Source organism: Cronobacter sp. 153480017-3 (genome assembly GCF_053627815.1).
Genome location: NZ_JBSEYN010000002.1, coordinates 615,066 through 638,024, shown reverse-complemented (window position 1 = coordinate 638,024; position 22,959 = coordinate 615,066). Strand labels below are relative to the sequence as shown.

Here is a 22,959-nt window from a genome sequence, read left to right as displayed (position 1 = left end):
ATAAAGAAGCCTTATCTTTCCAGGACTTCCTTTAAGAGCGTAGCAGGATCTCGTCCCGCTGTTAGTAATGACACATCCGAATGTGCTTACCTGCGTTTTCAGATGCCTGACCCTTCTTTACCCTAACAGCGAACAAATTTGCGATCAACTTCACAGTTTATTTTATCGCGTTTAAGCGCCTTGATTTGGCATATTTCATTAGTCCGCTAAGGGATGTCAGGCGAAAATACCTGGTTCTGTCAGGGATAATTTTATCAGGGCATTCAGACTGGCTGAGAAGCAGGTAAATAGCGTTGTCAGATCATTATTCTGATAAGAATGAACTTACCGGTACGCACGAGGGTGCATAAAAAATGTAAGAAACATTAAGTAAAATTATGGCGAATAGCAGTAATAAAAAAGCCGAATCAGAGGATCCGGCTTTTACTACGATAAAGCATCACTGACCTTCATCAGGACCAGTCGCCTGCAACCAGCGTTTGCGTGTTAAACGCATCATTCATTGACTGGCCTGTCGAGGCTGCACCTGGCTGAAGACTGGTGCCTGCTTCGATGTCGCTTACGCGCCATCCGGCATACGGGGCTTTATTCTGTGAAGGCTGGGTCGTCGGGGTCGCGAAAGCGCTGAAGGAAAGCACGCTTAACGCCAGAGCGGCGGCCGCGGTTTTGAGGGTATTCATCTTTATTATCTCTTCTTTGCAGCATATAAATGGGTGACGTGTTATGCACCACCTGTGTATAAATGGTAGATCCACATCACACTTTCGAATAGTCAAATTATTTGGTGTGCGACCTCAAAGAAACTGAACCCGGCTACAGCACACTGATAAAAAAGGCTTTTCATTAAACACGCTGCAAAGGCAATAGACACACAATGCTAAAGGAAGCTGAAAGTAACGCATTAAAAAAGGCTGGCAATGCCAGCCTTTCAGAGCCGCGCTAAAAGCGACTTTACATACGGTAACCCAGCGTAACCGAGGTGCGCGTATCGGTATGATCTGGCGCGCTCGCAGGCGGGTTAGAGTTCCAGGTCACGTTATAGGCGACTTTCAGGCCAAAATGTTCGTTGATAGCCACGTCCAGCGCCGTTTCGGAGTTGACGTTGGTATCTTCAGAGCCGAACACGGAAACGCCCTGCGTAAACTTAGCGTTATCCGTAAGCTGCCAGGTATAGATGCCAGACGCGTAACCCAGGCCCTGCGTTTTGGTATCGCCGTTGGTGTATTCGTCGTAACGCACACCCGGACCGAATTCAAAACGCAGGCTGTGCACCGGGCCATTCAGGAACTGACGACCATAACCGAGCGTCAGCACGTCGCGCTCGCGATAGCCGTTATAACGGTCTGTCAGCCAGCTCGCCTGACCAAACAGGTAATCATAATCGGTTACGTTTACGCGGCTACGTCCGCCCACCGCATATTTTTCGGAGGAGCGTTCGTCATTAGAAGAGGTATTGCTGGCATTTCCCCAGAGCGACCAGGCGGTGGTTTCACCATACCAGGTCAGGTTGCTGTCAGCCGTTAAAGAAGAACTTTTGGTATTGCCGGTTTGTGCCAGGTAACCCGCGTTTAAATCACCTTCAAACGGTTTTTTCGCGGTGGAAGGATCGTCCATGACAGTAAAAACGGTATTATCAGCCATCGCGTGCTGGCTCAGCAGCGCGCCACCCGCCAGCAGCATAGCCAGGGGTACTGTCTTAAAAAGCTTCATGTTGATTTTCAGGTCCATACAACAAAAAAAAGGACCATTACGGTCCCGTAACTTTTTCTCTGGATCAATAAAATCCGCCCACAGAAAGGTAACGAATTATAAAAAGGCACCTGTGGCTTAGCAATGAATTCCTTTCGCTATTTAAGAATAAGCGGACTCTTAAAAATAAACTTTTATTTATATAGAACGGTCATCCGATTAATATCGGGCACAAGGTAAAATCAGCACGTTATTCACCCACCGTCTGGCTGTCGGATGCTACGCTTAGGGCAGTCTAAAAAAACGGAGGCGATATGGTACGTATTTATACGCTCACGCTGGCGCCCTCGCTCGACAGCGCCACAATCACGCCGCAAATCTATCCGGAAGGGAAACTACGCTGCAGCGCGCCGGTTTTTGAACCCGGCGGCGGCGGTATTAACGTCGCACGCGCTATCGTCCATCTGGGCGGCAGCGCCACGGCCCTCTTCCCGGCGGGTGGCGCGACGGGCGAGCATCTGGTCTCGCTGCTTAATGATGAAAAGGTCGCGGTCGAGACGGTTTCCGCCCGCGACTGGACCCGCCAGAATCTTCACGTGCATGTCGAATCGAGCGGCGAGCAATACCGCTTCGTTATGCCAGGCGCCACGATTACCGACGATGAATTCCGCCAGCTGGAAGAAAAAGTGCTGACGATTGAATCGGGCGCAATCCTGGTCATCAGCGGCAGCCTGCCGCCCGGTGTCAGCGTGGAGAAACTCCAACAACTGATTAAAGCGGCACGTGCGCAGGGGATTCGCCTGATTGTCGATAGCTCCGGTGACGCGCTGGCCGCCGCGCTGGAAGTTGGCGATATTGAACTGGTTAAACCCAATCAGAAAGAGCTGGCGGCGCTGGTGAAACGCGATCTGACCGCGCCGGACGATGTGCGTAAAGCCGCAGAAGAACTGGTACAACAAGGGAAAGCCCGCCGCGTTGTGGTTTCACTGGGGCCGCAGGGCGCGCTCGGTGTTGATGGCAAAGACTGCGTTCAGGTTGTGCCCCCGCCGATGAAAAGCCAGAGTACGGTCGGCGCGGGTGACAGCATGGTCGGCGCCATGACGCTGCGCTTATCCCAGGATGCCCCGCTGCTGGATATGGTGCGTTATGGTGTCGCTGCCGGCAGCGCCGCAACTATCAATCAAGGTACGCGCCTCTGCTCGCTGGAGAATACCGAGAGTATTTACCACTGGCTGACACGCTAACATTCCGGCCAGCCCCGGCGGGCTGGCATTTTATCGCTGACAATGAGGTTCGCCATGAGTGAAGTGACCCGCTATGTCGTCACCGTGAAGTTTCATGAGAAAAGCCTGACCGATATTAACGAACTGAATAACCATCTGACGCGCGGCGGTTTCCAGCTCACGCTTGCCGACGACGATGGCAAAATACACGAGCTGGGCACCAATACCTTCGGGCTGGTCAGCGCGCTCAGTGAGCAAGAGGTGGCTGAGCTGGCCGAAGGGCTTGGCGAGGCGGCGCTCGATCAGAAGCCGCAAGTCACCGTCACCACGTTCGAAAACTGGCTGCGCGACAACGATACCGTCTGACGTCGCCCGTGCGCGGCAGGTTGTGCGCCTGCGCAGATTTTCGTCTGCACGGGCGCGTTAAGCTGATGTTCTTTACGGGAAACCTGGGAGAGTAATCATGTGGCATGCCATTACGCGTTTGTTAAACGAACAGCTGGGCGCCGGTGAAATCAGCCAGCGAACCGAACTGCCGGGCGGTGAAATTCACGCCGCATGGCGAATCGACTGGGCCGGGCGCGCTATCTTCGTGAAATGCGACGATTCGACGCTGTTGCCCTGCTTTACCGCCGAAGCCGATCAGCTCAACCTGCTGGCGCGCAGTAAAACGGTCACGGTGCCGGAAGTGCTTGGCGTCGGCAGCGATCGCGAATATAGCTTTCTTCTGCTGGAATATCTGCCGCCAAAACCGCTCGATGCGCACAATGCCTTTCTGCTCGGTCAGCAACTGGCGCGCCTGCACCAGTGGAGCGAGCAACCACAATACGGGCTCGATTACGACAACCACCTCTCTACCACGCCACAGCCGAACGCCTGGCAGCGCCGCTGGGCGAGTTTTTTCGCCGAGCAGCGCATCGGCTGGCAGCTGGAGCTGGCCGCGGAAAAAGGTATGGAGTTCGGCGATATCGACAGGATCGTGGATGCGGTCCATCAGCAACTGGTTTCGCACCAGCCCGCGCCTTCACTGCTGCACGGCGATTTGTGGTCCGGCAACTGCGCGCTGGGGCCGGACGGGCCCTATATTTTCGACCCGGCCTGCTACTGGGGCGATCGCGAATGCGATCTGGCGATGCTGCCGCTGCACCCGGAACAGCCGCCGCAGATTTATGACGGCTATCAGTCGGTGCTACCGCTGCCCGCCGGCTTTCTTGAGCGCCAGCCGCTTTATCAGCTCTATACCCTGCTAAACCGCGCCACGCTTTTCGGTGGTCAGCATCTGGTTGCCGCACAGCAGGCGTTAACCCGCGTTCTGGGCATATGATAAAAGCGCGCCGCAGCGCGCGCGTTTACAGGAACCCGAGCAGGGAGAAGAACACGTAGCCCAGCACCAGTACAATCAACGGCAGGATATAGAGCGGGAAGATTTGCAGGAAAATGGTATGGCGCGGCACCACGATGCGTGATTCCAGCGCCTCGCGGCTCAGCCCTTCTTCGCCTTTGGCGCGCTCCAGGATCAGGCTGTCTTCAACATGCTCACGCAGAAAACGCGCCTGGCGACACATCCGCGCGCCCGACGCCTGTAACGCCAGACCAACAAAAATCAAAATATAGATTATCCAGAAGCTGATATTCGCGTGACGCGTGAAATCGGGTTGTGGCGAGTTGTACCAGAAGACATTCAGGAACGGCGTGTTAAAGCGCACCATTTCAATCATCACATGGGCGAAATCCATCATCACGGCGTTAATGCCCGGCTGCTTTTCGCTGTGCTGATACATAAATTTCAGCACGGAGATAATCGTGGAGAGCGTGGCAGGAATGAAAATCACCCATCCGGCGATGCGTTTTAAGACACCAATGCGTCCAGCTTGTTGATACGTCATGCTTTCCCCTTGATAGCGACGCGACAGATTGGCCTAAGTTTACCCTGTGAAGCGCCTTTTCGCCTGAACTTTCCGGCACATGGCAGGAAAGCGGTAGCCATAACGCGTTTTTCCGGCTATTCATTAACCTTCCCGCGTAACAAAAAAGGAGTGACACGATGTCTTCGCCGCGACAGATCCTCGCCGCTATTTTTGATATGGATGGTTTACTGATTGACTCCGAGCCGCTCTGGGACCAGGCGGAACTGGAAGTCATGGCGACGCTCGGGGTCGATACCTCCCGCCGCCACGAGCTGCCCGACACGCTGGGCCTGCGCATCGATCTGGTGGTGGCGCTGTGGTTCGCGCAGCAGCCGTGGAACGGCCCGTCACTGGATGAAGTGACGCAGCGCATCATTACCCGCGCCATGACGCTGGTGGAAGAAAAACGCCCGCTTTTGCCGGGCGTGGCAGACGCGATTGCGCTCTGTAAAGCGCAGGGGCTGAAGGTCGGCCTCGCCTCCGCCTCGCCGCTGCGGATGCTGGAACGCGTACTGACGCTGTTTGATCTGCGCGAGCAGTTTGACGTGCTCGCTTCCGCCGAACACCTGCCTTACAGCAAACCGCACCCGCAGGTCTACCTGGATGCGGCGGCAAAGCTTGGCGTCGATCCGCTCTGCTGCGTGACGCTTGAGGATTCCGTTAACGGCATGGTCGCCACCAAAGCGGCGCGTATGCGCTCCATTGTGGTTCCGGCCGAAGAGAACCGCAGCGACGCGCGCTGGGCGCTCGCCAACGTGCGTCTGAACTCGCTGACCGAGCTTGAGCCCTGGCATCTGAAAGGCTAAGCCCCTTATCGCCGCTGCCGCCCGGCAGCGGTTTTCAGCTTTTGTTCCAAAAAATACCGCCCGCCGTCATATTTTTAAAACGCAGTTTCATTTAGCTTTGTTTTTTCTTCTGGCGACTCCTATCATTGCTCTGAATGCGAAAGGGACTTTCCCTGCGCCGCAATGATGAGTCAAAGAGGAACGGAACATGCTGGAGACATTTTCGCTTGCCGGAAAAGTGGCGATGGTGACCGGTTGCAATACCGGGCTTGGGCAAGGCATGGCGCTTGGGCTCGCCGCCGCCGGATGCGATATCGCAGGCGTCAGCCGTCGTCCTGCGCGGGAGACCGCCGCGAAAGTCCACGCGCTGGGCCGCCGTTTTGTCGCGATTGACGCGGATTTAGCCACGGCACCGGTACAGCCGCTCGTCACAGAAGCCGTCGACGCGCTGGGGCGTATCGATATTCTGGTCAACAACGCCGGGATCATCCGGCGCGACGACGCGCTCGATTTCAGCGAAAAAGACTGGGATGACGTGATGGATCTCAACCTGAAAGCCCTGTTCTTTCTCTCGCAGGCCGTCGCCAGGCAGTTCATTGCTCAGGGCAGCGGCGGCAAAATCATTAACGTCGCCTCCATGCTCTCTTTTCAGGGCGGCATTCGTGTGCCTTCCTACACCGCGTCGAAAAGCGGCGTGCTCGGCCTGACACGGCTGCTCGCCAACGAATGGGCACCGTATGGCATCAATGTTAACGGCATCGCACCGGGCTATATGGCGACCAACAACACGCAGGCGCTGCGCGAGGATGCCGAACGCAATGAGGAAATTCTGGCGCGTATTCCGGCAGGCCGCTGGGGAACGCCGGAAGATTTACAGGGGCCGGTGATTTTTCTCGCCTCAAAGGCATCGGATTATGTGAACGGTTATACCCTGGCGGTGGACGGCGGCTGGCTCGCCCGCTGAGCGCAACGCGAGGCGTCATGCGGGCTGCGGTGACAAAGTGTTACACCGTCACCACTTTTCTCTACTGTATAAAAACCCTATACTGGATAGATTGACAGTTACAGGGTTTTATCATGACGGCGGAAGGCCACCTGCTTTTTTCGATTGCCTGCGCGGTATTTGCCAAAAATGCCGAGCTGACCCCTGTGCTGGCGCAGGGCGACTGGTGGCATATTATCCCCTCCGCCATTCTCACCTGCCTGTTGCCGGATATCGATCACCCGAAGTCGTTCCTGGGGCAGCGGCTAAAGTGGATTTCTAAACCCGTGGCGCGAATGTTCGGCCACCGGGGGTTTACGCACAGCCTGCTCGCGGTGTTTGGCGGGCTGACCCTGTTTCTGTTAAAAGTGCCGGAAACCTGGATACTGCCTGCCGATGCGCTGCAAGGGCTGGTACTCGGCTATCTCAGCCATATTCTCGCCGATATGATAACGCCCGCCGGCGTGCCGCTTTTATGGCCCTGCCGCTGGCGCTTTCGCCTGCCGTTGCTCTACCCGCAAAAAGGCAATCAGCTTGAGCGCGTATTATGCATGGCGCTGTTTGTCTGGGCGGTCTGGATGCCGCAAAGCATGACTGACAGCAGCGCGATGAAATGGTCTTCGGCCGCCATCAATTCCCTGCAAAACACCTTTAATCGGTTTATTCATCACCAGATGGAACAGTAAATAAACTGAAATCGCGTTTTGATATAAACCATTCCATTTGGATATAAGGCACCCTGTTTTGATTCTGATACCCTTTGCGGCATAAAGGCATGCCATTTCGGCCATGCCGGTTATAAAAAAATCAGGAGAACGGGGATGAATCTTCCACTGATAGCGAACGTTGTCGCGTTCGTGGTTCTGCTGCTGTTGCTGGCGCGCACGCGCCACACGCAGTGGAGCCTGGCAAAAAAAGTATTACTCGGTCTCGCGATGGGCGTGGTCTTTGGCCTGGCGCTGCACACCATCTATGGTTCTGACAGCGAGACGCTGAAAACTTCCATCCAGTGGTTCAACATTGTTGGTAACGGCTATGTGCAACTGCTGCAGATGATTGTGATGCCGCTGGTGTTTGCGATGATCCTGAGCGCGGTAGCGCGTCTGCATAACGCCTCGTCGCTGGGTAAAATCAGCGTGCTGACCATCGGCACCCTGCTCTTTACCACGCTTATCGCGGCACTGGTCGGCGTGCTGGTAACCAATCTCTTCGGCCTGACGGCGGAAGGTCTGGTGCAGGGCAGCGCGGAAACCGCGCGTCTGAACGCCATTCAGACCAACTACGCCGGTAAAGTTGCCGATCTGACCGTACCGCAACTGATCCTCTCTTTCATTCCAAAAAACCCGTTTGCCGATCTCACCGGCGCGAGCCCGACGTCCATCATCAGCGTAGTGATTTTCGCGGCGTTCCTGGGCGTGGCGGCGCTGAAACTGCTGAAAGACGACGCGCCGAAAGGCGAGCGCGTGCTTGCCGCTATCGACATCCTGCAGAGCTGGGTGATGAAGCTGGTGCGTCTCGTTATGCAGCTGACGCCATACGGCGTGCTGGCGCTGATGACCAAAGTGGTTGCAGGCTCTAACCTGCAGGACATCATCAAGCTCGGCAGCTTTGTGGTCGCCTCTTATCTGGGCCTCGGCATTATGTTCGTGGTGCACGGCGTGCTGCTGGCCGTGAATGGTGTGAGCCCGCTGCGTTACTTCCGTAAAGTGTGGCCGGTGCTGACGTTTGCCTTCACCAGCCGCTCCAGCGCGGCGAGCATTCCGCTGAATGTGGAAGCGCAGACGCGTCGTCTGGGCGTGCCGGAATCTATCGCCTCTTTCGCGGCGTCCTTTGGCGCGACGATTGGTCAGAACGGCTGCGCGGGTCTCTACCCGACCATGCTCGCGGTGATGGTCGCCCCGACGGTCGGTATTAACCCGCTCGACCCGGTGTGGATAGCAACGCTCGTCGGCATCGTGACCTTAAGCTCCGCCGGTGTAGCGGGCGTGGGCGGCGGTGCCACGTTCGCCGCGCTTATCGTACTGCCAGCGATGGGCCTGCCGGTGACGCTGGTGGCGCTGCTGATTTCCGTCGAGCCGCTGATCGATATGGGCCGTACCGCGCTCAACGTGAGCGGCTCCATGACCGCAGGCACGCTGACCAGCCAGTGGCTGAAGCAGACGGATAAAGCCATCCTGAACAGCGATGACGAGGCCGAACTGGCGCACCGTTAATCACGTAAGATGATGCCCTTATCAACCCCGGCCTGCGCGCCGGGGTTTTCTTTTATGGGCGTTTAGTTTCTGATAAAGACGAAAAAGCCCGCCGGTGAGCGGGCTTTTTTTTCAGGCGACAGCTTTCTTCTGCGCGTCGCGCCGGGCGATAAACCCTGCCCTATACCTCATCCTGTTTGAGCTGGTTCGCCCAGCGCTGGGCGGCTTCGGGGCTGCTGAAGGCGGGCGAGCGGCGAAAACGATCCCCGGACATCACAAACGCCACGTATTTGCCCTTCAGCACCCAGACATCCTCAAAACCCTCCATGCGCTCCGCATGATCCGGCGGAGCCGGCTCCACGCGTGGAACATAGCTGATAACGGGACGATTCTGATGACGAAGTGGTTTCATAAGCGTCGGATTCACTGGCTGAAAACAAAAGATAAACCACTATGATAGCGGATCGGACGGCTCTGCGTCGCATCCTGCGTGCGCTGTACCGTTCATTTGCCGCTTTTTACGCCGTCCCCTTTTCCGCAAGAACTTCAGTGCTGTTCTATAGTTACCTTACATTTCATGCAGCCATCCGGTTGCTTAAGAAAAAGGAAAGGAGACGAGTTCAATGTCGAATGATGAGAAACGCCCTAACCATGAAGCCCCGTTCCACGACGCGCGTTCATCAGAGCCGGGCATGGGATCGCTGGCGCCTGCCGATGGCTCCCACCGCCCTTCTCCGACGCCGACCCCGCCAGGCGAGCAGCCGACCGCGCCAGGTAGCCTGAAGGCACCGCAGGTGACGAACGATAAGCTCGGCGCGCTGGAGACCTTCCGCAAAGGCGGTGAGAACGAGGCGCTGACAACCAACCAGGGCGTGCGCATCGCCAACGATCAGAACTCGCTGCGCGCCGGCACCCGCGGCCCGACGCTGCTGGAAGATTTTATCCTGCGGGAAAAAATCACGCATTTCGACCACGAGCGTATTCCTGAGCGCATCGTCCACGCGCGCGGCTCGGCCGCCCACGGCTACTTTCAGCCGTATAAAAGCCTGAGCGATATCACCAAAGCCGCGTTCTTAAGCGATCCGCAGAAAATCACGCCGGTATTTGTGCGCTTCTCTACGGTACAGGGCGGCGCGGGCTCCGCGGATACGGTGCGCGATATCCGCGGCTTCGCCACCAAGTTTTATACCGAAGAAGGGATTTTCGATCTGGTCGGCAACAATACGCCGGTGTTTTTTATTCAGGACGCCCATAAGTTCCCGGATTTCGTTCATGCTGTGAAGCCGGAGCCGCACTGGGCTATTCCGCAGGGCCAGAGCGCGCATGACACCTTCTGGGATTACGTGTCGCTCCAGCCGGAAACGCTGCACAACGTCATGTGGGCGATGTCTGACCGCGGCATTCCGCGCAGCTACCGCACGATGGAAGGCTTTGGCATTCACACCTTCCGCTTCATTAACGCCGAAGGCAAAGGCACCTTCGTGCGCTTCCACTGGAAACCGGTGGCGGGTAAAGCGTCGCTTATCTGGGATGAGTCACAAAAGCTCACCGGACGCGACCCGGATTTTCACCGTCGCGATCTGTGGGAGGCCATCGAAGCGGGCGACTACCCCGAATATGAACTCGGCGTGCAGCTGATCCCGGAAGAGGACGAATTTAAGTTTGATTTTGACCTCCTTGATGCCACCAAGCTCATCCCCGAAGAGCTGGTGCCGGTGCAGCTGGTCGGCAAAATGGTGCTGAACCGCAACCCGGATAACTTCTTCGCTGAAAACGAACAGGCCGCTTTCCACCCGGGCCATATCGTGCCGGGGCTGGATTTCAGCAACGATCCCCTGCTGCAGGGCCGTCTGTTCTCTTACACCGACACCCAGATAAGCCGTCTCGGCGGGCCGAACTTCCACGAAATCCCGATTAACCGACCGACCTGCCCGTACCATAATTTCCAGCGCGACGGCATGCACCGGATGGATATCGACACCAACCCGGCGAACTACGAGCCAAACTCGATCAACGATAACTGGCCGCGCGAGACGCCGCCTGCGCCAAAAGCGGGCGGGTTTGAAAGCCATCAGGAACGTATTGAGGGCCATAAGATCCGCGAGCGCAGCCCGTCGTTTGGCGAATATTACTCCCAGCCGCGCCTGTTCTGGCAGAGCCAGACGCCGGTCGAGCAGCGCCATATCATCGACGCCTTCAGCTTTGAGCTCAGCAAAGTCGTGCGCAGCTATATCCGCGAGCGCGTGGTGGATCACCTCTGCCATATCGATATTTCGCTGGCGCATCCGGTGGCCACTAATCTTGGCATTACGCTCACTGAAGAGCAGATGCATGTCGCGCCGCCGAAGGACGTTAACGGGCTGAAGAAAGACCCGTCGCTGAGCCTGTATGCCGTACCGGGCGGCACCGTGAAAGGGCGTGTGGTCGCGGTGCTACTCAACGACCATGTGAAATCCGCCGATCTGCTCGCCATGCTGCAGGCGCTGAAATCGCACGGCGTGCATGCCAAATTGCTCTACAGCCGCATGGGCAGCGTGACGGCGGATGATGGCTCGCAACTGGAAGTTGCCGGCACGTTTGCCGGATCGCCGTCCGTGACCGTCGATGCCGTGCTGGTGCCGGGCGGTGCGGCGAGCGCGCTTGCGGATAACGGTGATGCGGTCTACTACCTGCTGGAGGCGTATAAACATCTGAAAGCGATCGGCCTGATGGGCGATGCGCGCGGTCTGAAACGCCATCTGGCGGTGCCGGACACCGGCGAGGAAGGGATTGTCGAAGCTGACGACGCCGCCGGCAGCTTTATGGATGATTTCATCCACCAGCTCGCCTGCCACCGCGTCTGGGCGCGTACGCCGAAAGTGGCGTCAATTCCGGCTTAACCGCCGTATTGCTATCCAAAACGCCGCCTGCTGCGGCGTTTTTTTGTGCTTGTGCCATAAACATCAGACATAAAAAAACCGGCCGGAGCCGGTTTTTTTGTCAACAGCGCGATTATTTCTTCGGTGCCTGCGGGTCGGTGTCGTACTCGGCACAGGTCTGGTAGCCGGAGTTCATCACGTGGCCCGTATCGTCCAGCGCAACGAAATAGGTTTCGGTTTTACCATTACGGCTGCCCAGAATATAGGTCTGGCAGGTACCGCGAGCGTGGATCATGGTCACTTCAGAAGACGGCTTACCGGCAATCTGCATCACCTGCTGACGGCTCATGCCTTTTTTCACATCTTTTACTACCGGTTGGGTAAACTGATCGGCGGTGCGATCGTAAGCGGTACACCCTGCCAGCATCGTCATAACAGCCGCTGCACCCAGAAACCCTGCAAACTTCTTGTTCATTGTGTCATCCTCTTTTTTTCAGCGTGTGCAGATAAGCCTGGAATATAAAATAACATTTTTCAACTTGTTACCTGAAACAACGTTAAATTAAGAGTATTCCCTCAGCCAATACTGATTACGTTAAAACCGCCTGACACCGCGCAGGGCGGCGACAACTTGTCGTTTTGCCCACAACGGGTTAGCTTTAACAAATCACCGTTTCAATGCCTGCGCGTTGCAGGCGAACAAGACTGGAGGGGTAAATGGCATTACAACAAGAAATTATTCAGGCACTTGGTGTGAAACCGCAAATTGACGCTCACGAAGAGATCCGCCGCAGCGTCGATTTTCTCAAATCCTATCTGAAAACCTATCCGTTCCTGAAAACGCTGGTGCTGGGCATCAGCGGCGGTCAGGATTCCACGCTCGCGGGTAAACTGAGCCAGCTTGCCATCAGCGAACTGCGCGATGAAACCGGCGATCAGAGCTATCAGTTTATCGCGGTGCGCCTGCCTTTCGGCGTGCAGTTTGACGAAAAAGATTGTCAGGATGCGCTGGCGTTTATCCAGCCGGATAAAGTGCTGACGGTCAATATTAAAGAAGCGGTGCTGGCGAGCGAGAAAGCGCTGCGTGAAGCAGGCATTGAGCTGAGCGATTTTGTGCGCGGCAACGAAAAAGCGCGTGAGCGTATGAAAGCGCAGTACAGCATCGCCGGGATGACCAAAGGCGTTGTCGTGGGCACCGATCATGCGGCCGAAGCCGTCACCGGCTTTTTCACCAAATATGGCGATGGCGGCACCGACATCAACCCGCTGTTCCGTCTTAATAAACGCCAGGGCAAACTGCTGCTGAAAACCCTGGGCTGTCCGGAGCACCTCTATCTTAAAGTGCCGACCGCCGATCTCGAAGACGACCGCCCGTCCCTGCCGGATGAAGTGGCGCTCGGCGTGACGTACGACAACATCGACGATTACCTGGAAGGCAAACAGATTGATGAAAAAATCAGCCAGATCATCGACGGCTGGTATGTGAAAACCGAGCACAAACGTCGCCCGCCGATCACGATTTTTGACGATTTCTGGAAACAGTAAGCGCGTTTCGGCACCCTCCCCGACCCGGGAGGGTGTCTCTCTCAGCGTCACGTTTTGCGCCACAACGCTTTTTTCACGGATGACGTATGTCAGTTTCAACGCAGCGCGCCACGCTGCCGGGCCTTCTGGCCATTCTGCTCTGGAGTACCTCCGTCGGTTTATTGCGCAGCATCAGCGAGGCGTTCGGCCCGGTGGGCGGCGCAGCGCTCATTTATACCGTCAGTTCGCTGTGTTTGATGGTGTCGCCAGGGCTCGTTCACCCTGGCCGCTTACCGCGCCGCTATTTAATCATCGGCGGTGTGCTCTTTGTTGGCTATGAAATCTGCCTCGCGCTGGCGATTGGGCTTGCGCATACCCGCGCGCAGTCGCTGGAGCTGGGGATGATTAACTACCTCTGGCCGAGCCTGACGGTGCTGCTGGCGGTGCTTATCAACGGCCAGCGCTGCCGCGTCTGGCTCTGGCCGGGGCTGCTGCTTGCGGTCGCGGGCGTGTTTCAGGTGCTGAAAGGCGACGGCGGCTGGTCGCCCGCGCAGCTCTGGCTCAACATGCAGGATAATCCGCCCGCCTATGGCCTCGCGTTCAGCGCCGCGCTGGTCTGGGCGCTCTACTGCAACCTGACGCGCCGCTGGAGCAACGGGCAGAACGGCGTGGCGCTCTTTTTCTGCGCCACCGCCGCCGTCCTCTGGCTGCAATATAGCCTCGCGCCACAGCCACCGATGCAGCTTTCGCTTCCTGCCGTCGCGCAACTGCTCTTTATGGGGCTTTCCACTGCGACCGCCTACGCCGCCTGGAACTACAGTATTCAGCACGGCAATATGACGCTGCTCGCCACCGCCTCTTACTTCACGCCGGTGCTCTCGGCGCTGCTGGCAAGCCTGTGGCTCGGCCTCGCGCCGGGCATCGCGTTCTGGCAGGGCGTGGCGATGGTGGTGGCAGGCTCCCTGCTCTGCTGGCTTGCGACGCGCAATCTCAACTAAGATGGCGCTTTTTCAACCACACATTCCCTGATAGACTGGATAAGTAAACAGTATTCAGGAGAGTGATGTGGTAAGGCGTACTGGCGCGCCGCGGCTGGAGTTTGAAAAAGCGGCAATTTATGAATATCCCGAGCATCTGCGTCCGTGGCTTGACGATCTGCCAAAGCACCCTGGCGTCTATGTTTTTCATGGCGAAAGCGAAACCATGCCGCTTTATATTGGCAAGAGCGTCAATATTCGCAGCCGGGTGCTGTCGCACCTGCGCACGCCGGATGAAGCCTCTATGCTGCGTCAGTCGCGGCGCATCACGTTTATCCGCACCGCGGGCGAAATCGGCGCGCTGCTCTTAGAAGCGCAGATGATCAAAGAGCAGCAGCCGCTGTTTAATAAACGGTTGCGCCGTAACCGGCAGCTCTGCTCCTTGCAGTTCAAAGGCGAAAAACCGGACGTGGTTTACGCGCGCGATGTCGATTTCTCACACCAGCCGGGCCTGTATGGACTCTTTTCGAGCCGCCGCGCGGCGCTCGGCACGCTGCAGTCTATCGCTGACGAACAACAGCTCTGCTACGGCCTGCTGGGGCTGGAATCCGTGCGCCCGGGGCGCGCCTGTTTCCGCTCGGCGCTGAAACGCTGCGCGGGGGCCTGCTGCGGCAAAGAGCCGCTGGAGGCGCACAACGCGCGTCTGATGGAGGCGCTGGAGCGCATGCGCGTTATCTGCTGGCCGTGGGACGGCCCGGTCGGGCTGCGGGAGAGTTTCGGTGACATGACGCAGTACCATATTATCCATAACTGGTACTGGCTGGGATCGGTCGCCTCGTTAAGCGACGTGGCGAGCATCTCGCGCGCGCCGCAGGGCTTTGATAACGACGGCTATCGTATTCTGTGCAAGCCGCTTATCAGCGGCGAGCATGAGATAGTGGAAATCGGCGCGCACGCGCCTCAGAGATAAGTAATTTCGCTAAACAGCACCTGCCCTTCGGCCTTCAGCAGCCGGAGGGTATGGCTTCCCTCCTGCCACCAGGCGCCCTGCTCCGGCGTCAGCAATTTATCATTAAGCTGCCAGGCGCCGCTTAAAACATACACAATCCCGCCGCGCGCGCGGCCGGTCGTAAACGTGCGATCGGCGACGCGCACCTGCGCGCGACAGCGATCGCGCCGGGTCATCAGATTAAAGTCGAGTGACATGCGCCCGTCGGTCAGCTCAGCGCGTACCGGTTGCTCGCCCGCAAACGTAAACGGCTGGTGGCGCTTTAACGTATGACGAAACGCGCCGCCGCCAAGCAATGTGACTTCGCCGCCATCGAGCAGCGTCACCACGCGGTCAACCTGCGGCACAACGTTAAATTCGCCATTGCTGGCAAGAGAAGCAATGCTGGCGCGCCAGTTAAAATCCCGGCTCGGCGGGTAACAACAGATCTCGCGGGTTTCGCCTGCGCCATTACGCCACAGGTTCACCGGCATCTTTTTGACGTCGAAAAATTCCATCCCCACTCCTGGAACGCGCATCATGCGCCAGTCGCCACAGGCGTACTGCGGCAAAAATTATTGTTATGCATTTACAGGCCTGATTATCGGCACGTCAGAGGATGGCGAACGCAGATCCTTAACATACGCAGGCTAAATGCGCCGCACGGCGGCAGCGATGAATGATAACCAACAGAAATTACGTGGCAAGAGGCGTGGGAAAAGAAAAACCGCCGGCCCTGGCCAGCGCCATCAAAGGACGCTTGCCAAAACCGGCGGTCTTAAGCCAGTCAGAAATTATTCTGTATCTGCGGGCATTTTACCTTCCGGAGCCGGACGTTCTGTCAGACGCTTCTCAAAATTGGCATTAAATTGCTTTTTCTGCTCCGGCGTCAGCACGTTATAGATTTTGTTCTGGGTTTCCATGTGCGCCAGCATACGGGCTTTATGCTGCGCTTCCATTTTATCGATCTGGGCCTGCGCTTTGTCTTTATCAAAGCTGTCGCTGGCGATCAGATTGTGCATGGCGCGGCGTTCTTCCAGCGACGGACGCTCGAATTTTTCACGCTGGGCTTTCCGGATGTCGCGAATTTGCTGCTTCTGCGCATCGGTCAGGTTCAGCCCCTGGAACATCATATCGTGATGCGGGCCGCGCGGACCTTTATGGTGCATCATCGGTGCGTTATTCGCATCAGGTGCCGGGGTCTCCGCCGCCTGTGCCAGAGTAGCCGCGCCAAGCGCCAGGGTGGAAGCAACGAAGATAGCCGTTAATTTACGCATAATGTTGTCCTTACTTTCAGTTAATTCAGCAACAGGTTGTCGCCTTGACGAGATTAATTCTACGGGCAGATTCGTCAATCAGTCAGAGTCTGAGTAAAACAGTGAAAGCATAAAAAACAATTATTGTGCGATTATGGAGAAAATAAGGAAAAACGGAGGAGAAGATTCTTTAAATATCACAACCGATTGATTGTGAAGAGAGTGTGAGCGCAGTATATAAGCGCACCGCTGTAAAATAAAGCGCCGCGCTCAGAATTATCCGCATTATTTTTACGGCCCACAGGGGGCCGCATATTATTTAATTTCCCGCAGCATTAATCCCGCGCGTAAACCGAGCGCGACAGAGGGATTCGGAAACAGCACCCGTTCATTTTCCTGCGCGTAATAGCGCTCATCACCATCTTCCGCAAGCAGTGTGCCTGCGTCGAATGCCGTGAAATTTTCGGTCTCAGCGGACATATGCAGCACAAATCGATCGCTTCGCCGGATGATTTGCTGCGCCACCTCAAAGCGGCGCGGCGCATCCATAGCGGCAGGCGCGGGCGAGCCGTCCAGCAGCGCCGACAGCGCCCGCTGCGTTGGGGCGAACTGGCTGAGATCGTTCTGGCCGAACGGCAGCGCCTTCCCAAGCTCCAGCGTACAGCTGAGTGCTGCGAAGCGCTCGCAGGAAAAGTGCGTGAAGGTGCCGCCCGGCGCGCGATGAAATACCAGCGCCTGTAGCCCGGCGTCGCCAAGCCAGGCGAGAAAATCCTCCGGCCACGCCGTCGTGCGCGCGGGCAGTACGCCAAAGCGCGGAAAGCGCGACGCGCGAATGGCGGTATGCAGATCCAGATGCCAGCGCACCGTTTCATCGCCCACCGCAAAAAACGTCTCCAGCGCCTGCTCAAGACGTTCCGCGCGGGCGGTTTCCACACCCGGCGTGGCGGTTTGCCAGCGCCCGCCGAAAAGACGGTTAAGATCGTAATCGACAAACCGGCGTCCGGCCCGCAACGCCGCCGGGCTGCCGAGCACTACCAGCAGCCGCCAGACGAGCGGTTGTTCGCCGCGCACCAGCGGCGCGAGGAGCTGCTCCAGCATCTCAACCGGCGCGGTTTCATTACCGTGAATGCCCGCGCTCACCACCAGCGCGCCGCGCACCTCGCCCGCGGGCGTCAGTTGCAGAATGCCTTCATCCAGCCACTCGATAGCCACGCCGCCACGTTGCCGCGTTTTGGTGGCGGGCGTCTCGCCGCGCAGCGTCTTCGCAATAAAATCGTCCACGGCGTCTCCTTACTGCTGGAACGGATAGACATTGCCGAGCGAAAGCAGGCGCGACAGTTCATCCAGCGCCTCGCGCCCTTCGCGCAGCAACTGTGGATCCACCAGATCTTCCTGCGTCAGCCGGTCGCGGTAATATTTATCCACCCACGCGTTAAGCCGCGTAAAGAGCGCGTCGTTCATCATCACCGCCGGGTTGACCGCCTGGCGCTCGTCGTCGGTCAGCACCACGCGCAGGCGCAGACAGGCGGGGCCGCCGCCGTTGGCCATACTTTCGCGCAGGTCAAAAACTTTCAGCTCGCTAACCGGGTTATCCGCCGCCAGCAGCGTATTCAGATAACGCCAGACGCCTTCGTGGCGGCGCGATTCCTCAGGGAGCACCAGCACCATAGCGCCGTCGTCGCGGCTCAGCAGCTGGCTGTTAAAAAGGTAGGTTTCCACCGCGTCCTGCACCGACACCTCGCCTGCGGGCACCACCAGCGGCGTAAAGCCCGATACTTTTTCAGCAAGCGCGTCAAACAGCGCCTGCTGATGCAAAAACGCGTGCTCATGGCAGAACAGCACCTGGCGGTTGGAAACGGCAATGACATCGTTATGGAACACGCCCTGGTCGATGACCGCCGGGTTTTGCTGCGCGAACATAACGCGCTGCGGATCCACCTGGTTAAGCCGCGCCACGGCCTGCGAGGCTTCCAGCGTCTGGCGCGCCGGGTAGCGGGCAGGCACCAGTGCCCCGCTCTCTTCGCGCCCGTAGATGAAAAGCTGAAGCCCCGGCTCGCCGTAGTCGCCGCCAAGCCGGTTATGGTTGGCCGCGCCTTCGTCGCCAAACATCGCCACCTGCGGCAACGCGCCGTGTACGGCAAAACGGGACTCGTCGCGGAAAATCGCCCGCAGCAGCCGTTCGGTGCCGGGCGCTTCGCTGGCGCGGTGGAATTTATTGTTAAGGTTCGCCACGGTCAGATGCACTTTGCCATCCAGCGCGTCGGCGGACGGACAGACCGTTGCTGCGTTCGCCACCCACATCGACGATGCGGAGCTGGCGGCCGAAAGCAGATGCGGCGCGGCGCGCCAGGCTTTCTCCAGCACCTGTTGATCGCTGCCGGTAAAGCCAATCTGGCGCAGCGCCGCAAGGTTCGGACGCTCCTGCGGCGGGATCACCGCCTGCGGGAAACCGGCGTCCGCCAGCGCTTTCATCTTCGCGAGCCCCTGTCTGGCGGCAAGCTTCGGGTTAGAGACCTGAAAACGATGTTTCGTCGAGGCCTCATTACCGAAAGAGAGCCCGGCGTAGTGGTGGGTCAGCCCCACCAGTCCGTCAAAGTTGACTTCACGTGCTTTCATGCCTGCTCCTTCCCGCTGAAATCGAGGCCGGGGTTTAACGTCTGCGGCAGCGCGAAGGTCGGGCTTTCCAGCGAGGCCATCGGCCAGGCGCAGTAATCCGCCGCATACCAGGCGCTCGGACGATGATTGCCGGACGCCCCGACGCCTCCGAACGGCGCTGTGCTCGCCGCGCCCGTCAGCGGTTTGTTCCAGTTCACGATACCGGCGCGCGCTTCCAGCAGCAGCTGGTCGAATTTCTCGCGAACCGGCGAAATCAGCCCGCAGGAAAGTCCATAACGGGTGGCGTTGGCAAGCGCGATCGCCTCGTCGAAATCGTCGTAACGCCAGACGCCCAATAGCGGCCCGAAAATTTCTTCATCCGGCACGTCGAGCACGCCGGTTAGCTCAATAATGCCCGGTGTGAGCAGCGAGCTTCCCGCCTGCACCAGAGCTGGCGTTAACAGCGGCTTGCCGCCGCGCGACAGATGCCCCTGCCAGGCTTCCAGCACCCGCTCCGCCGCCTGCGCGCTGATAAGTCCGCCCATAAACGGCTGCGGCTCGGCGTCCCAGCGGTCAGGGCGCAAACGCCCGGCGATCTCAACGAGGCGCGCCAGGAAGGCGTCGCCCGCAGCACCGCGTTTCACCAGCAGGCGGCGCGCGCAGGTGCAGCGCTGCCCGGCGGTGATAAACGCCGACTGGATCGCCAGATGCACCGCGCCGTCGATATCGTCAGGATCTTCGACAATCAGCGGGTTATTACCGCCCATCTCCAGCGCCAGAATTTTTTCGGGCTGCCCTGCCAGCTGGCGATGCAGCTGATAACCAGTGCCAGCGCTGCCGGTAAAGAGCAGGCCGTCGAGTTCCGGCTGCGCGGAGAGCGCCTGGCCGGTCGCGCGCGCGCCCTGCACCAGATTCAGCACGCCCGCAGGCAGGCCCGCCTGCTCCCAGAGTTTCATCACGGCTTCGCCGGTGTGCGGCGTCAGTTCGCTCGGTTTAAACACCAGCGTGTTGCCCGCGAGCAGCGCCGGAACCATATGACCGTTTGGCAGGTGACCGGGGAAGTTATACGGCCCGAAAACCGCCAGCACGCCGTGGGGACGGTGGCGCAGCGTGGCCGCGCCGTCCGGCATCGGCGAGTGCTGTTCGCCGGTACGGGTCTGGTACGCTTTGAGCGAAATACCCACTTTATTGATCATCGCGGTCACTTCGGTGGCCGCCTCCCAGCGCGGTTTGCTGGTCTCCAGCGCGATGATGCGCGTCAGTTCTGTTTTGTTCGCCTCAAGCAACGCCGCGAATTTCTCAGCGATAGCCTGACGGTCGGCGAAGGGCCGTTTCGCCCAGGCCGGAAACGCCGCGCGGGCGGCGGCGCAGGCCGCTTTCACCTGCGCGTCGTCCGCCGCATGTCCCTGCCACAGCAGGCCGCCGCCCACCGGATCGCGTTTTTCCAGCGCCTCGCCCTGCCCCGTTGTCCACTCACCGTTGATCCATAAACTCATACTTTTTTCTCCTCAGGGCACAGGCGCACCAGGCGTACACGATCGCCGTGGCGGCATTGCAGGGCATCCAGCGTGGCGGCGTCCAGAATCAGCCTGTCGGCGTCTGGTCTGGCGCGGATCAGCATCACGCGGAAGTTATCGTAATTTTCGTTGGCGACCATGCAGGCCGGTAGTTCGTCGTCGGTAACAGGCTGGCCTTCCGCCACTTCCACGAGGCGGCTTTTACGGATAGCCCGCACCCGGTCGATATCGCACTCCAGCGTCGGCCCGCCGTCAAAGATGTCGACATAGTTGCGATAGCGAAATCCTTCGGCCTCCAGCACGGCGCGCGCGGGCGCGGTGTCTTTATGAACCTGGCCGATGACCGCCTGCGCCTCTTCAGAAAGAAACTGGGTATAAATGGGGTGTTTTGGCATCAGCTCAGCGATAAACGCCTTCTGGCCGGTGCCGCAGAGATAATCGGCGCGGCTGAATTCCATCGAGAAGAAGCGCTGCCCGAGACTTTCCCAGAACGGCGAGTAGCCGTGTTCGTCAATCACCCCGCGCATTTCCGCCACCACTTTTTCGTTAAAGCGTTCGCGAAACGCGGCCATAAACATAAAGCGCGATTTAGAGAGCAGATAGCCGTTGCCGTTTTTGCGCCACTCCGGGTCGAGAAACAGCGTGCAGAGCTCGCTGCTGCCGGTGTGATCGTTGCTGAGAAACAGCGTCGGCAGTGCGTTGTAGACATTCAGCTCTTTCGAGGCGTGTACCAGCGTGCCCACACGGTAGTTATACCAGGGCTCGCTGAGCCCGACGGCCACTTCAATGGCGCAAATGCCGGCAACCGTGCGGCTTTGCGTATCTTCCAGCACAAAGACATAGCCCTGATCGCCTGGCGGCAGTTCGCCGCGCCAGGTTTGCAGGGAGCGCTCGACGCGCGCGCTGAGCGTTTTTTCATCCACCGGCAGCGAGGTCAACCCGCCGCCGGTTTTCGCAGCGAGGCGCAGCAGCGCCGGAACGTCGTGGTGTGCGACGGGGCGAATCACCATCATGATGCACCCTCCTTGAGCCAGTTTTCGCAGGCGCGCGCCATGCGGGCAAGCCCGGTTTCAATCTCCTGATGGCTGATGTTGAGCGCAGGCGCGAAGCGCAGCACGTTAGCGCCCGCGATCAGCACCATCGCGCCTTCTTTCGCGGCGGCGAGCGAAATCGCCTTCGCCTTGCCCGCATACTCGTCTTTCAGCACGCAGCCGATGAGCAGCCCCAGGCCACGGATCTCTTTAAACAGCCCGAGGCGCTGATTCATGGCGTTCAGTTGCTCGACAAACGCGTCGTGACGCGCTTTCACGCCATCGAGCATCTCCGGCGTGTTCACCAGATCCAGCACCTGGCCTGCGACCGCACCCGCCAGTGGGTTGCCGCCATAGGTGGTGCCGTGCGTACCGACGCCCATCACGGCGGCGCAGCGTTCGGTGGTGAGCATCGCGCCAATCGGGAAGCCGCCGCCAAGCGCTTTGGCAGTGGAGAGCACATCCGGCGTCACGCCGTAATGCATATAAGCGTAGAGGTGGCCGGTGCGGCCCACGCCGGTCTGCACTTCATCAAAAATCAGCAGCGCGTTATGGCGATCGCACAGCTCGCGCAGACCCTGCAGGAAGGCTTTAGTAGCAGGCACCACGCCGCCCTCGCCCTGCACCGGCTCGACAATCACCGCGCAGGTGTCGTCATTAATTAACGCGGCGGCGGAATCGAGATCGTTAAACACGGCATGGCTGATTTGCGGCGGCAGCGGCGCGAAATCCTGGGAATACGCAGGCTGACCGCCAGCGGAGACGGTAAACAGCGTGCGGCCGTGGAACGCGTTTTTAAAAGCCACAATGCCGCTTTTCTGCGCGCCGTAGTGGTCGTGAGCATATTTACGGGCGAGCTTCAGCGCCGCCTCGTTGGCTTCCGCGCCGGAGTTACAGAAGAAAACGCGATCGGCGAAGGTGGCGTCAATCAGACGTTTGGCGAGGCGCAGCACCGGCTCGTTGGTATACCCGTTGCCGGTATGCCAGATTTTCGCCGCCTGGGTCTCCAGCGCTTCGCGCAGTTTCGGGTGTGCGTGCCCGAGCGCGTTTACCGCGATGCCGCCCGCGAAATCGATATACTCTTTGCCTTCCTGATCCCAGAGCGTGGAACCCTCAGCGCGCACCGGAATAAACGCGGCCGGAGCATAAACGGGGATCATCCACTCATCAAAGTTCTGGCGGGTAATTGACTGCGACATAGCGACCTCGTCCGGTAAATAAAAGGTTGTTTAGTTGTTAATTAAATGTGCATTTGCGCTCTTACTGTAGATTGCACGCTTCGTGCCAGCCAGAGGAGAAAATGCATACCGGAGAGTCAGTAACGTTAAATCAATAGGTTACGAATCAATGTTATTCACTTTTATTGCATAAAAAGTGAATACTTTTATGACAAAGCGGCCTTCGCCATAAAAAAACCCGCACTTTTATGCATTGA

General features: G+C 58.3%; 23 protein-coding genes. 11 read left to right on the top strand and 12 right to left on the bottom strand.

Annotation, left to right across the window (positions count from 1 at the left end):
- Positions 1-452 precede the first annotated feature (452 nt).
- Both ACUW6V_RS07460 and ACUW6V_RS07455 read right to left on the bottom strand, forming a co-directional pair.
- Positions 453-680 carry a hypothetical protein gene (locus ACUW6V_RS07460; RefSeq protein ID WP_032989862.1) on the bottom strand — a complete coding sequence of 76 codons (228 nt, stop codon included), beginning with the start codon at positions 678-680 and terminating at the stop codon, positions 453-455.
- A 271-nt stretch (positions 681-951) separates the two neighbouring features.
- Positions 952-1,710, bottom strand: a complete 759-nt coding sequence (locus ACUW6V_RS07455; protein WP_004386559.1) for a DUF481 domain-containing protein — start codon at positions 1,708-1,710, stop codon at positions 952-954.
- A gap of 293 nt (positions 1,711-2,003) precedes the next feature.
- Here ACUW6V_RS07455 and pfkB point away from each other — a divergent pair, with 293 nt between their 5' ends.
- From pfkB to ACUW6V_RS07440, 3 genes are all read left to right on the top strand, one after another.
- Positions 2,004-2,933 carry a 6-phosphofructokinase II gene (pfkB, locus tag ACUW6V_RS07450; protein ID WP_097649118.1) on the top strand — a complete coding sequence of 310 codons (930 nt, stop codon included), beginning with the start codon at positions 2,004-2,006 and terminating at the stop codon, positions 2,931-2,933.
- A 54-nt stretch (positions 2,934-2,987) separates the two neighbouring features.
- Positions 2,988-3,278 carry a type V toxin-antitoxin system endoribonuclease antitoxin GhoS gene (gene ghoS, locus ACUW6V_RS07445; RefSeq protein ID WP_004386561.1) on the top strand — a complete coding sequence of 97 codons (291 nt, stop codon included), beginning with the start codon at positions 2,988-2,990 and terminating at the stop codon, positions 3,276-3,278.
- A gap of 97 nt (positions 3,279-3,375) precedes the next feature.
- The gene (locus tag ACUW6V_RS07440; protein ID WP_007894017.1) at positions 3,376-4,236 is read left to right on the top strand and encodes a fructosamine kinase family protein; all 861 of its coding nucleotides are present in this window, start codon (positions 3,376-3,378) and stop codon (positions 4,234-4,236) included.
- A gap of 25 nt (positions 4,237-4,261) precedes the next feature.
- Here the strand turns inward: ACUW6V_RS07440 and ACUW6V_RS07435 are convergent, their stop codons facing one another.
- Entirely contained in the window at positions 4,262-4,798 is a 537-nt protein-coding gene (locus ACUW6V_RS07435; protein ID WP_097584002.1) for a YniB family protein, read from the bottom strand.
- A 158-nt stretch (positions 4,799-4,956) separates the two neighbouring features.
- Between ACUW6V_RS07435 and hxpB the strand changes: the two genes are divergently transcribed.
- The 4 genes from hxpB to ACUW6V_RS07415 all read left to right on the top strand — a co-directional run bounded on the left by hxpB (position 4,957) and on the right by ACUW6V_RS07415 (position 8,799).
- Positions 4,957-5,625, top strand: coding sequence for a hexitol phosphatase HxpB (gene hxpB, locus ACUW6V_RS07430; RefSeq protein WP_004386564.1), 669 nt, complete (start codon positions 4,957-4,959; stop codon positions 5,623-5,625).
- Positions 5,626-5,812: 187 nt separating this feature from the next.
- Positions 5,813-6,568 carry a 2-dehydro-3-deoxy-D-gluconate 5-dehydrogenase KduD gene (kduD, locus tag ACUW6V_RS07425; protein WP_032989866.1) on the top strand — a complete coding sequence of 252 codons (756 nt, stop codon included), beginning with the start codon at positions 5,813-5,815 and terminating at the stop codon, positions 6,566-6,568.
- A 113-nt stretch (positions 6,569-6,681) separates the two neighbouring features.
- The gene (locus ACUW6V_RS07420; protein WP_007792738.1) at positions 6,682-7,272 is read left to right on the top strand and encodes a metal-dependent hydrolase; all 591 of its coding nucleotides are present in this window, start codon (positions 6,682-6,684) and stop codon (positions 7,270-7,272) included.
- 135 nt (positions 7,273-7,407) lie between these two features.
- A complete protein-coding gene (locus ACUW6V_RS07415; RefSeq protein WP_004386567.1) occupies positions 7,408-8,799 on the top strand; it encodes an L-cystine transporter in 1,392 nt (463 codons plus the stop codon).
- Positions 8,800-8,959: 160 nt separating this feature from the next.
- On the opposite strand, the gene cedA is transcribed toward ACUW6V_RS07415, so the two are convergent.
- A complete protein-coding gene (gene cedA, locus ACUW6V_RS07410; RefSeq protein WP_454038180.1) occupies positions 8,960-9,205 on the bottom strand; it encodes a cell division activator CedA in 246 nt (81 codons plus the stop codon).
- Between the two features lie 196 nt (positions 9,206-9,401).
- Between cedA and katE the strand changes: the two genes are divergently transcribed.
- Positions 9,402-11,657 carry a catalase HPII gene (gene katE / locus ACUW6V_RS07405; RefSeq protein WP_105547077.1) on the top strand — a complete coding sequence of 752 codons (2,256 nt, stop codon included), beginning with the start codon at positions 9,402-9,404 and terminating at the stop codon, positions 11,655-11,657.
- 112 nt (positions 11,658-11,769) lie between these two features.
- Here the strand turns inward: katE and osmE are convergent, their stop codons facing one another.
- Positions 11,770-12,111, bottom strand: coding sequence for an osmotically-inducible lipoprotein OsmE (gene osmE / locus ACUW6V_RS07400; RefSeq protein WP_004387341.1), 342 nt, complete (start codon positions 12,109-12,111; stop codon positions 11,770-11,772).
- A gap of 242 nt (positions 12,112-12,353) precedes the next feature.
- On the opposite strand from osmE, the gene nadE reads away from it, so the two are divergent.
- From nadE to cho, 3 genes are all read left to right on the top strand, one after another.
- The gene (nadE, locus tag ACUW6V_RS07395; RefSeq protein ID WP_004387342.1) at positions 12,354-13,181 is read left to right on the top strand and encodes an ammonia-dependent NAD(+) synthetase; all 828 of its coding nucleotides are present in this window, start codon (positions 12,354-12,356) and stop codon (positions 13,179-13,181) included.
- Between the two features lie 86 nt (positions 13,182-13,267).
- Positions 13,268-14,158, top strand: coding sequence for an aromatic amino acid DMT transporter YddG (yddG, locus tag ACUW6V_RS07390; RefSeq protein ID WP_454038179.1), 891 nt, complete (start codon positions 13,268-13,270; stop codon positions 14,156-14,158).
- Between the two features lie 67 nt (positions 14,159-14,225).
- On the top strand, positions 14,226-15,107 hold the full coding sequence (cho, locus tag ACUW6V_RS07385) for an excinuclease Cho (RefSeq protein ID WP_454038178.1): 882 nt from the start codon (positions 14,226-14,228) through the stop codon (positions 15,105-15,107).
- On the opposite strand, the gene ves is transcribed toward cho, so the two are convergent.
- The 7 genes from ves to astC form a co-directional block, all read right to left on the bottom strand.
- A complete protein-coding gene (gene ves, locus ACUW6V_RS07380; RefSeq protein ID WP_015386779.1) occupies positions 15,098-15,643 on the bottom strand; it encodes an environmental stress-induced protein Ves in 546 nt (181 codons plus the stop codon). The genes cho and ves overlap by 10 nt on opposite strands.
- A gap of 276 nt (positions 15,644-15,919) precedes the next feature.
- A complete protein-coding gene (spy, locus tag ACUW6V_RS07375; RefSeq protein ID WP_454038177.1) occupies positions 15,920-16,402 on the bottom strand; it encodes an ATP-independent periplasmic protein-refolding chaperone Spy in 483 nt (160 codons plus the stop codon).
- Between the two features lie 294 nt (positions 16,403-16,696).
- Positions 16,697-17,662 carry a succinylglutamate desuccinylase gene (astE, locus tag ACUW6V_RS07370; RefSeq protein ID WP_454038176.1) on the bottom strand — a complete coding sequence of 322 codons (966 nt, stop codon included), beginning with the start codon at positions 17,660-17,662 and terminating at the stop codon, positions 16,697-16,699.
- 9 nt (positions 17,663-17,671) lie between these two features.
- Positions 17,672-18,997: an N-succinylarginine dihydrolase gene (gene astB / locus ACUW6V_RS07365; protein ID WP_097649110.1), complete on the bottom strand. Its 1,326-nt coding sequence runs from the start codon at positions 18,995-18,997 to the stop codon at positions 17,672-17,674.
- The gene (gene astD / locus ACUW6V_RS07360; protein WP_104658592.1) at positions 18,994-20,472 is read right to left on the bottom strand and encodes a succinylglutamate-semialdehyde dehydrogenase; all 1,479 of its coding nucleotides are present in this window, start codon (positions 20,470-20,472) and stop codon (positions 18,994-18,996) included. The genes astB and astD overlap by 4 nt, the downstream gene beginning before the upstream one ends.
- Positions 20,469-21,506: an arginine N-succinyltransferase gene (gene astA / locus ACUW6V_RS07355; RefSeq protein WP_032989880.1), complete on the bottom strand. Its 1,038-nt coding sequence runs from the start codon at positions 21,504-21,506 to the stop codon at positions 20,469-20,471. The genes astD and astA overlap by 4 nt, the downstream gene beginning before the upstream one ends.
- A complete protein-coding gene (gene astC, locus ACUW6V_RS07350; RefSeq protein WP_032989881.1) occupies positions 21,503-22,723 on the bottom strand; it encodes a succinylornithine/acetylornithine transaminase in 1,221 nt (406 codons plus the stop codon). Before astC ends, astA begins: the two co-directional genes overlap by 4 nt.
- Positions 22,724-22,959: the final 236 nt, after the last annotated feature.

What these genes read in the sequence shown, in the direction of transcription:
- ACUW6V_RS07460 (WP_032989862.1), bottom strand. Translation starts at nt 680, where the DNA reads ATGAATACCCTCAAAACCGCGGCCGCCGCTCTGGCGTTAAGCGTGCTT.
- ACUW6V_RS07455 (WP_004386559.1), bottom strand. Translation starts at nt 1,710, where the DNA reads ATGAAGCTTTTTAAGACAGTACCCCTGGCTATGCTGCTGGCGGGTGGC.
- pfkB (WP_097649118.1), top strand. Translation starts at nt 2,004, where the DNA reads ATGGTACGTATTTATACGCTCACGCTGGCGCCCTCGCTCGACAGCGCC.
- ghoS (WP_004386561.1), top strand. Translation starts at nt 2,988, where the DNA reads ATGAGTGAAGTGACCCGCTATGTCGTCACCGTGAAGTTTCATGAGAAA.
- ACUW6V_RS07440 (WP_007894017.1), top strand. Translation starts at nt 3,376, where the DNA reads ATGTGGCATGCCATTACGCGTTTGTTAAACGAACAGCTGGGCGCCGGT.
- ACUW6V_RS07435 (WP_097584002.1), bottom strand. Translation starts at nt 4,798, where the DNA reads ATGACGTATCAACAAGCTGGACGCATTGGTGTCTTAAAACGCATCGCC.
- hxpB (WP_004386564.1), top strand. Translation starts at nt 4,957, where the DNA reads ATGTCTTCGCCGCGACAGATCCTCGCCGCTATTTTTGATATGGATGGT.
- kduD (WP_032989866.1), top strand. Translation starts at nt 5,813, where the DNA reads ATGCTGGAGACATTTTCGCTTGCCGGAAAAGTGGCGATGGTGACCGGT.
- ACUW6V_RS07420 (WP_007792738.1), top strand. Translation starts at nt 6,682, where the DNA reads ATGACGGCGGAAGGCCACCTGCTTTTTTCGATTGCCTGCGCGGTATTT.
- ACUW6V_RS07415 (WP_004386567.1), top strand. Translation starts at nt 7,408, where the DNA reads ATGAATCTTCCACTGATAGCGAACGTTGTCGCGTTCGTGGTTCTGCTG.
- katE (WP_105547077.1), top strand. Translation starts at nt 9,402, where the DNA reads ATGTCGAATGATGAGAAACGCCCTAACCATGAAGCCCCGTTCCACGAC.
- osmE (WP_004387341.1), bottom strand. Translation starts at nt 12,111, where the DNA reads ATGAACAAGAAGTTTGCAGGGTTTCTGGGTGCAGCGGCTGTTATGACG.
- nadE (WP_004387342.1), top strand. Translation starts at nt 12,354, where the DNA reads ATGGCATTACAACAAGAAATTATTCAGGCACTTGGTGTGAAACCGCAA.
- yddG (WP_454038179.1), top strand. Translation starts at nt 13,268, where the DNA reads ATGTCAGTTTCAACGCAGCGCGCCACGCTGCCGGGCCTTCTGGCCATT.
- ves (WP_015386779.1), bottom strand. Translation starts at nt 15,643, where the DNA reads ATGGAATTTTTCGACGTCAAAAAGATGCCGGTGAACCTGTGGCGTAAT.
- spy (WP_454038177.1), bottom strand. Translation starts at nt 16,402, where the DNA reads ATGCGTAAATTAACGGCTATCTTCGTTGCTTCCACCCTGGCGCTTGGC.
- astB (WP_097649110.1), bottom strand. Translation starts at nt 18,997, where the DNA reads ATGAAAGCACGTGAAGTCAACTTTGACGGACTGGTGGGGCTGACCCAC.
- astD (WP_104658592.1), bottom strand. Translation starts at nt 20,472, where the DNA reads ATGAGTTTATGGATCAACGGTGAGTGGACAACGGGGCAGGGCGAGGCG.
- astA (WP_032989880.1), bottom strand. Translation starts at nt 21,506, where the DNA reads ATGATGGTGATTCGCCCCGTCGCACACCACGACGTTCCGGCGCTGCTG.
- astC (WP_032989881.1), bottom strand. Translation starts at nt 22,723, where the DNA reads ATGTCGCAGTCAATTACCCGCCAGAACTTTGATGAGTGGATGATCCCC.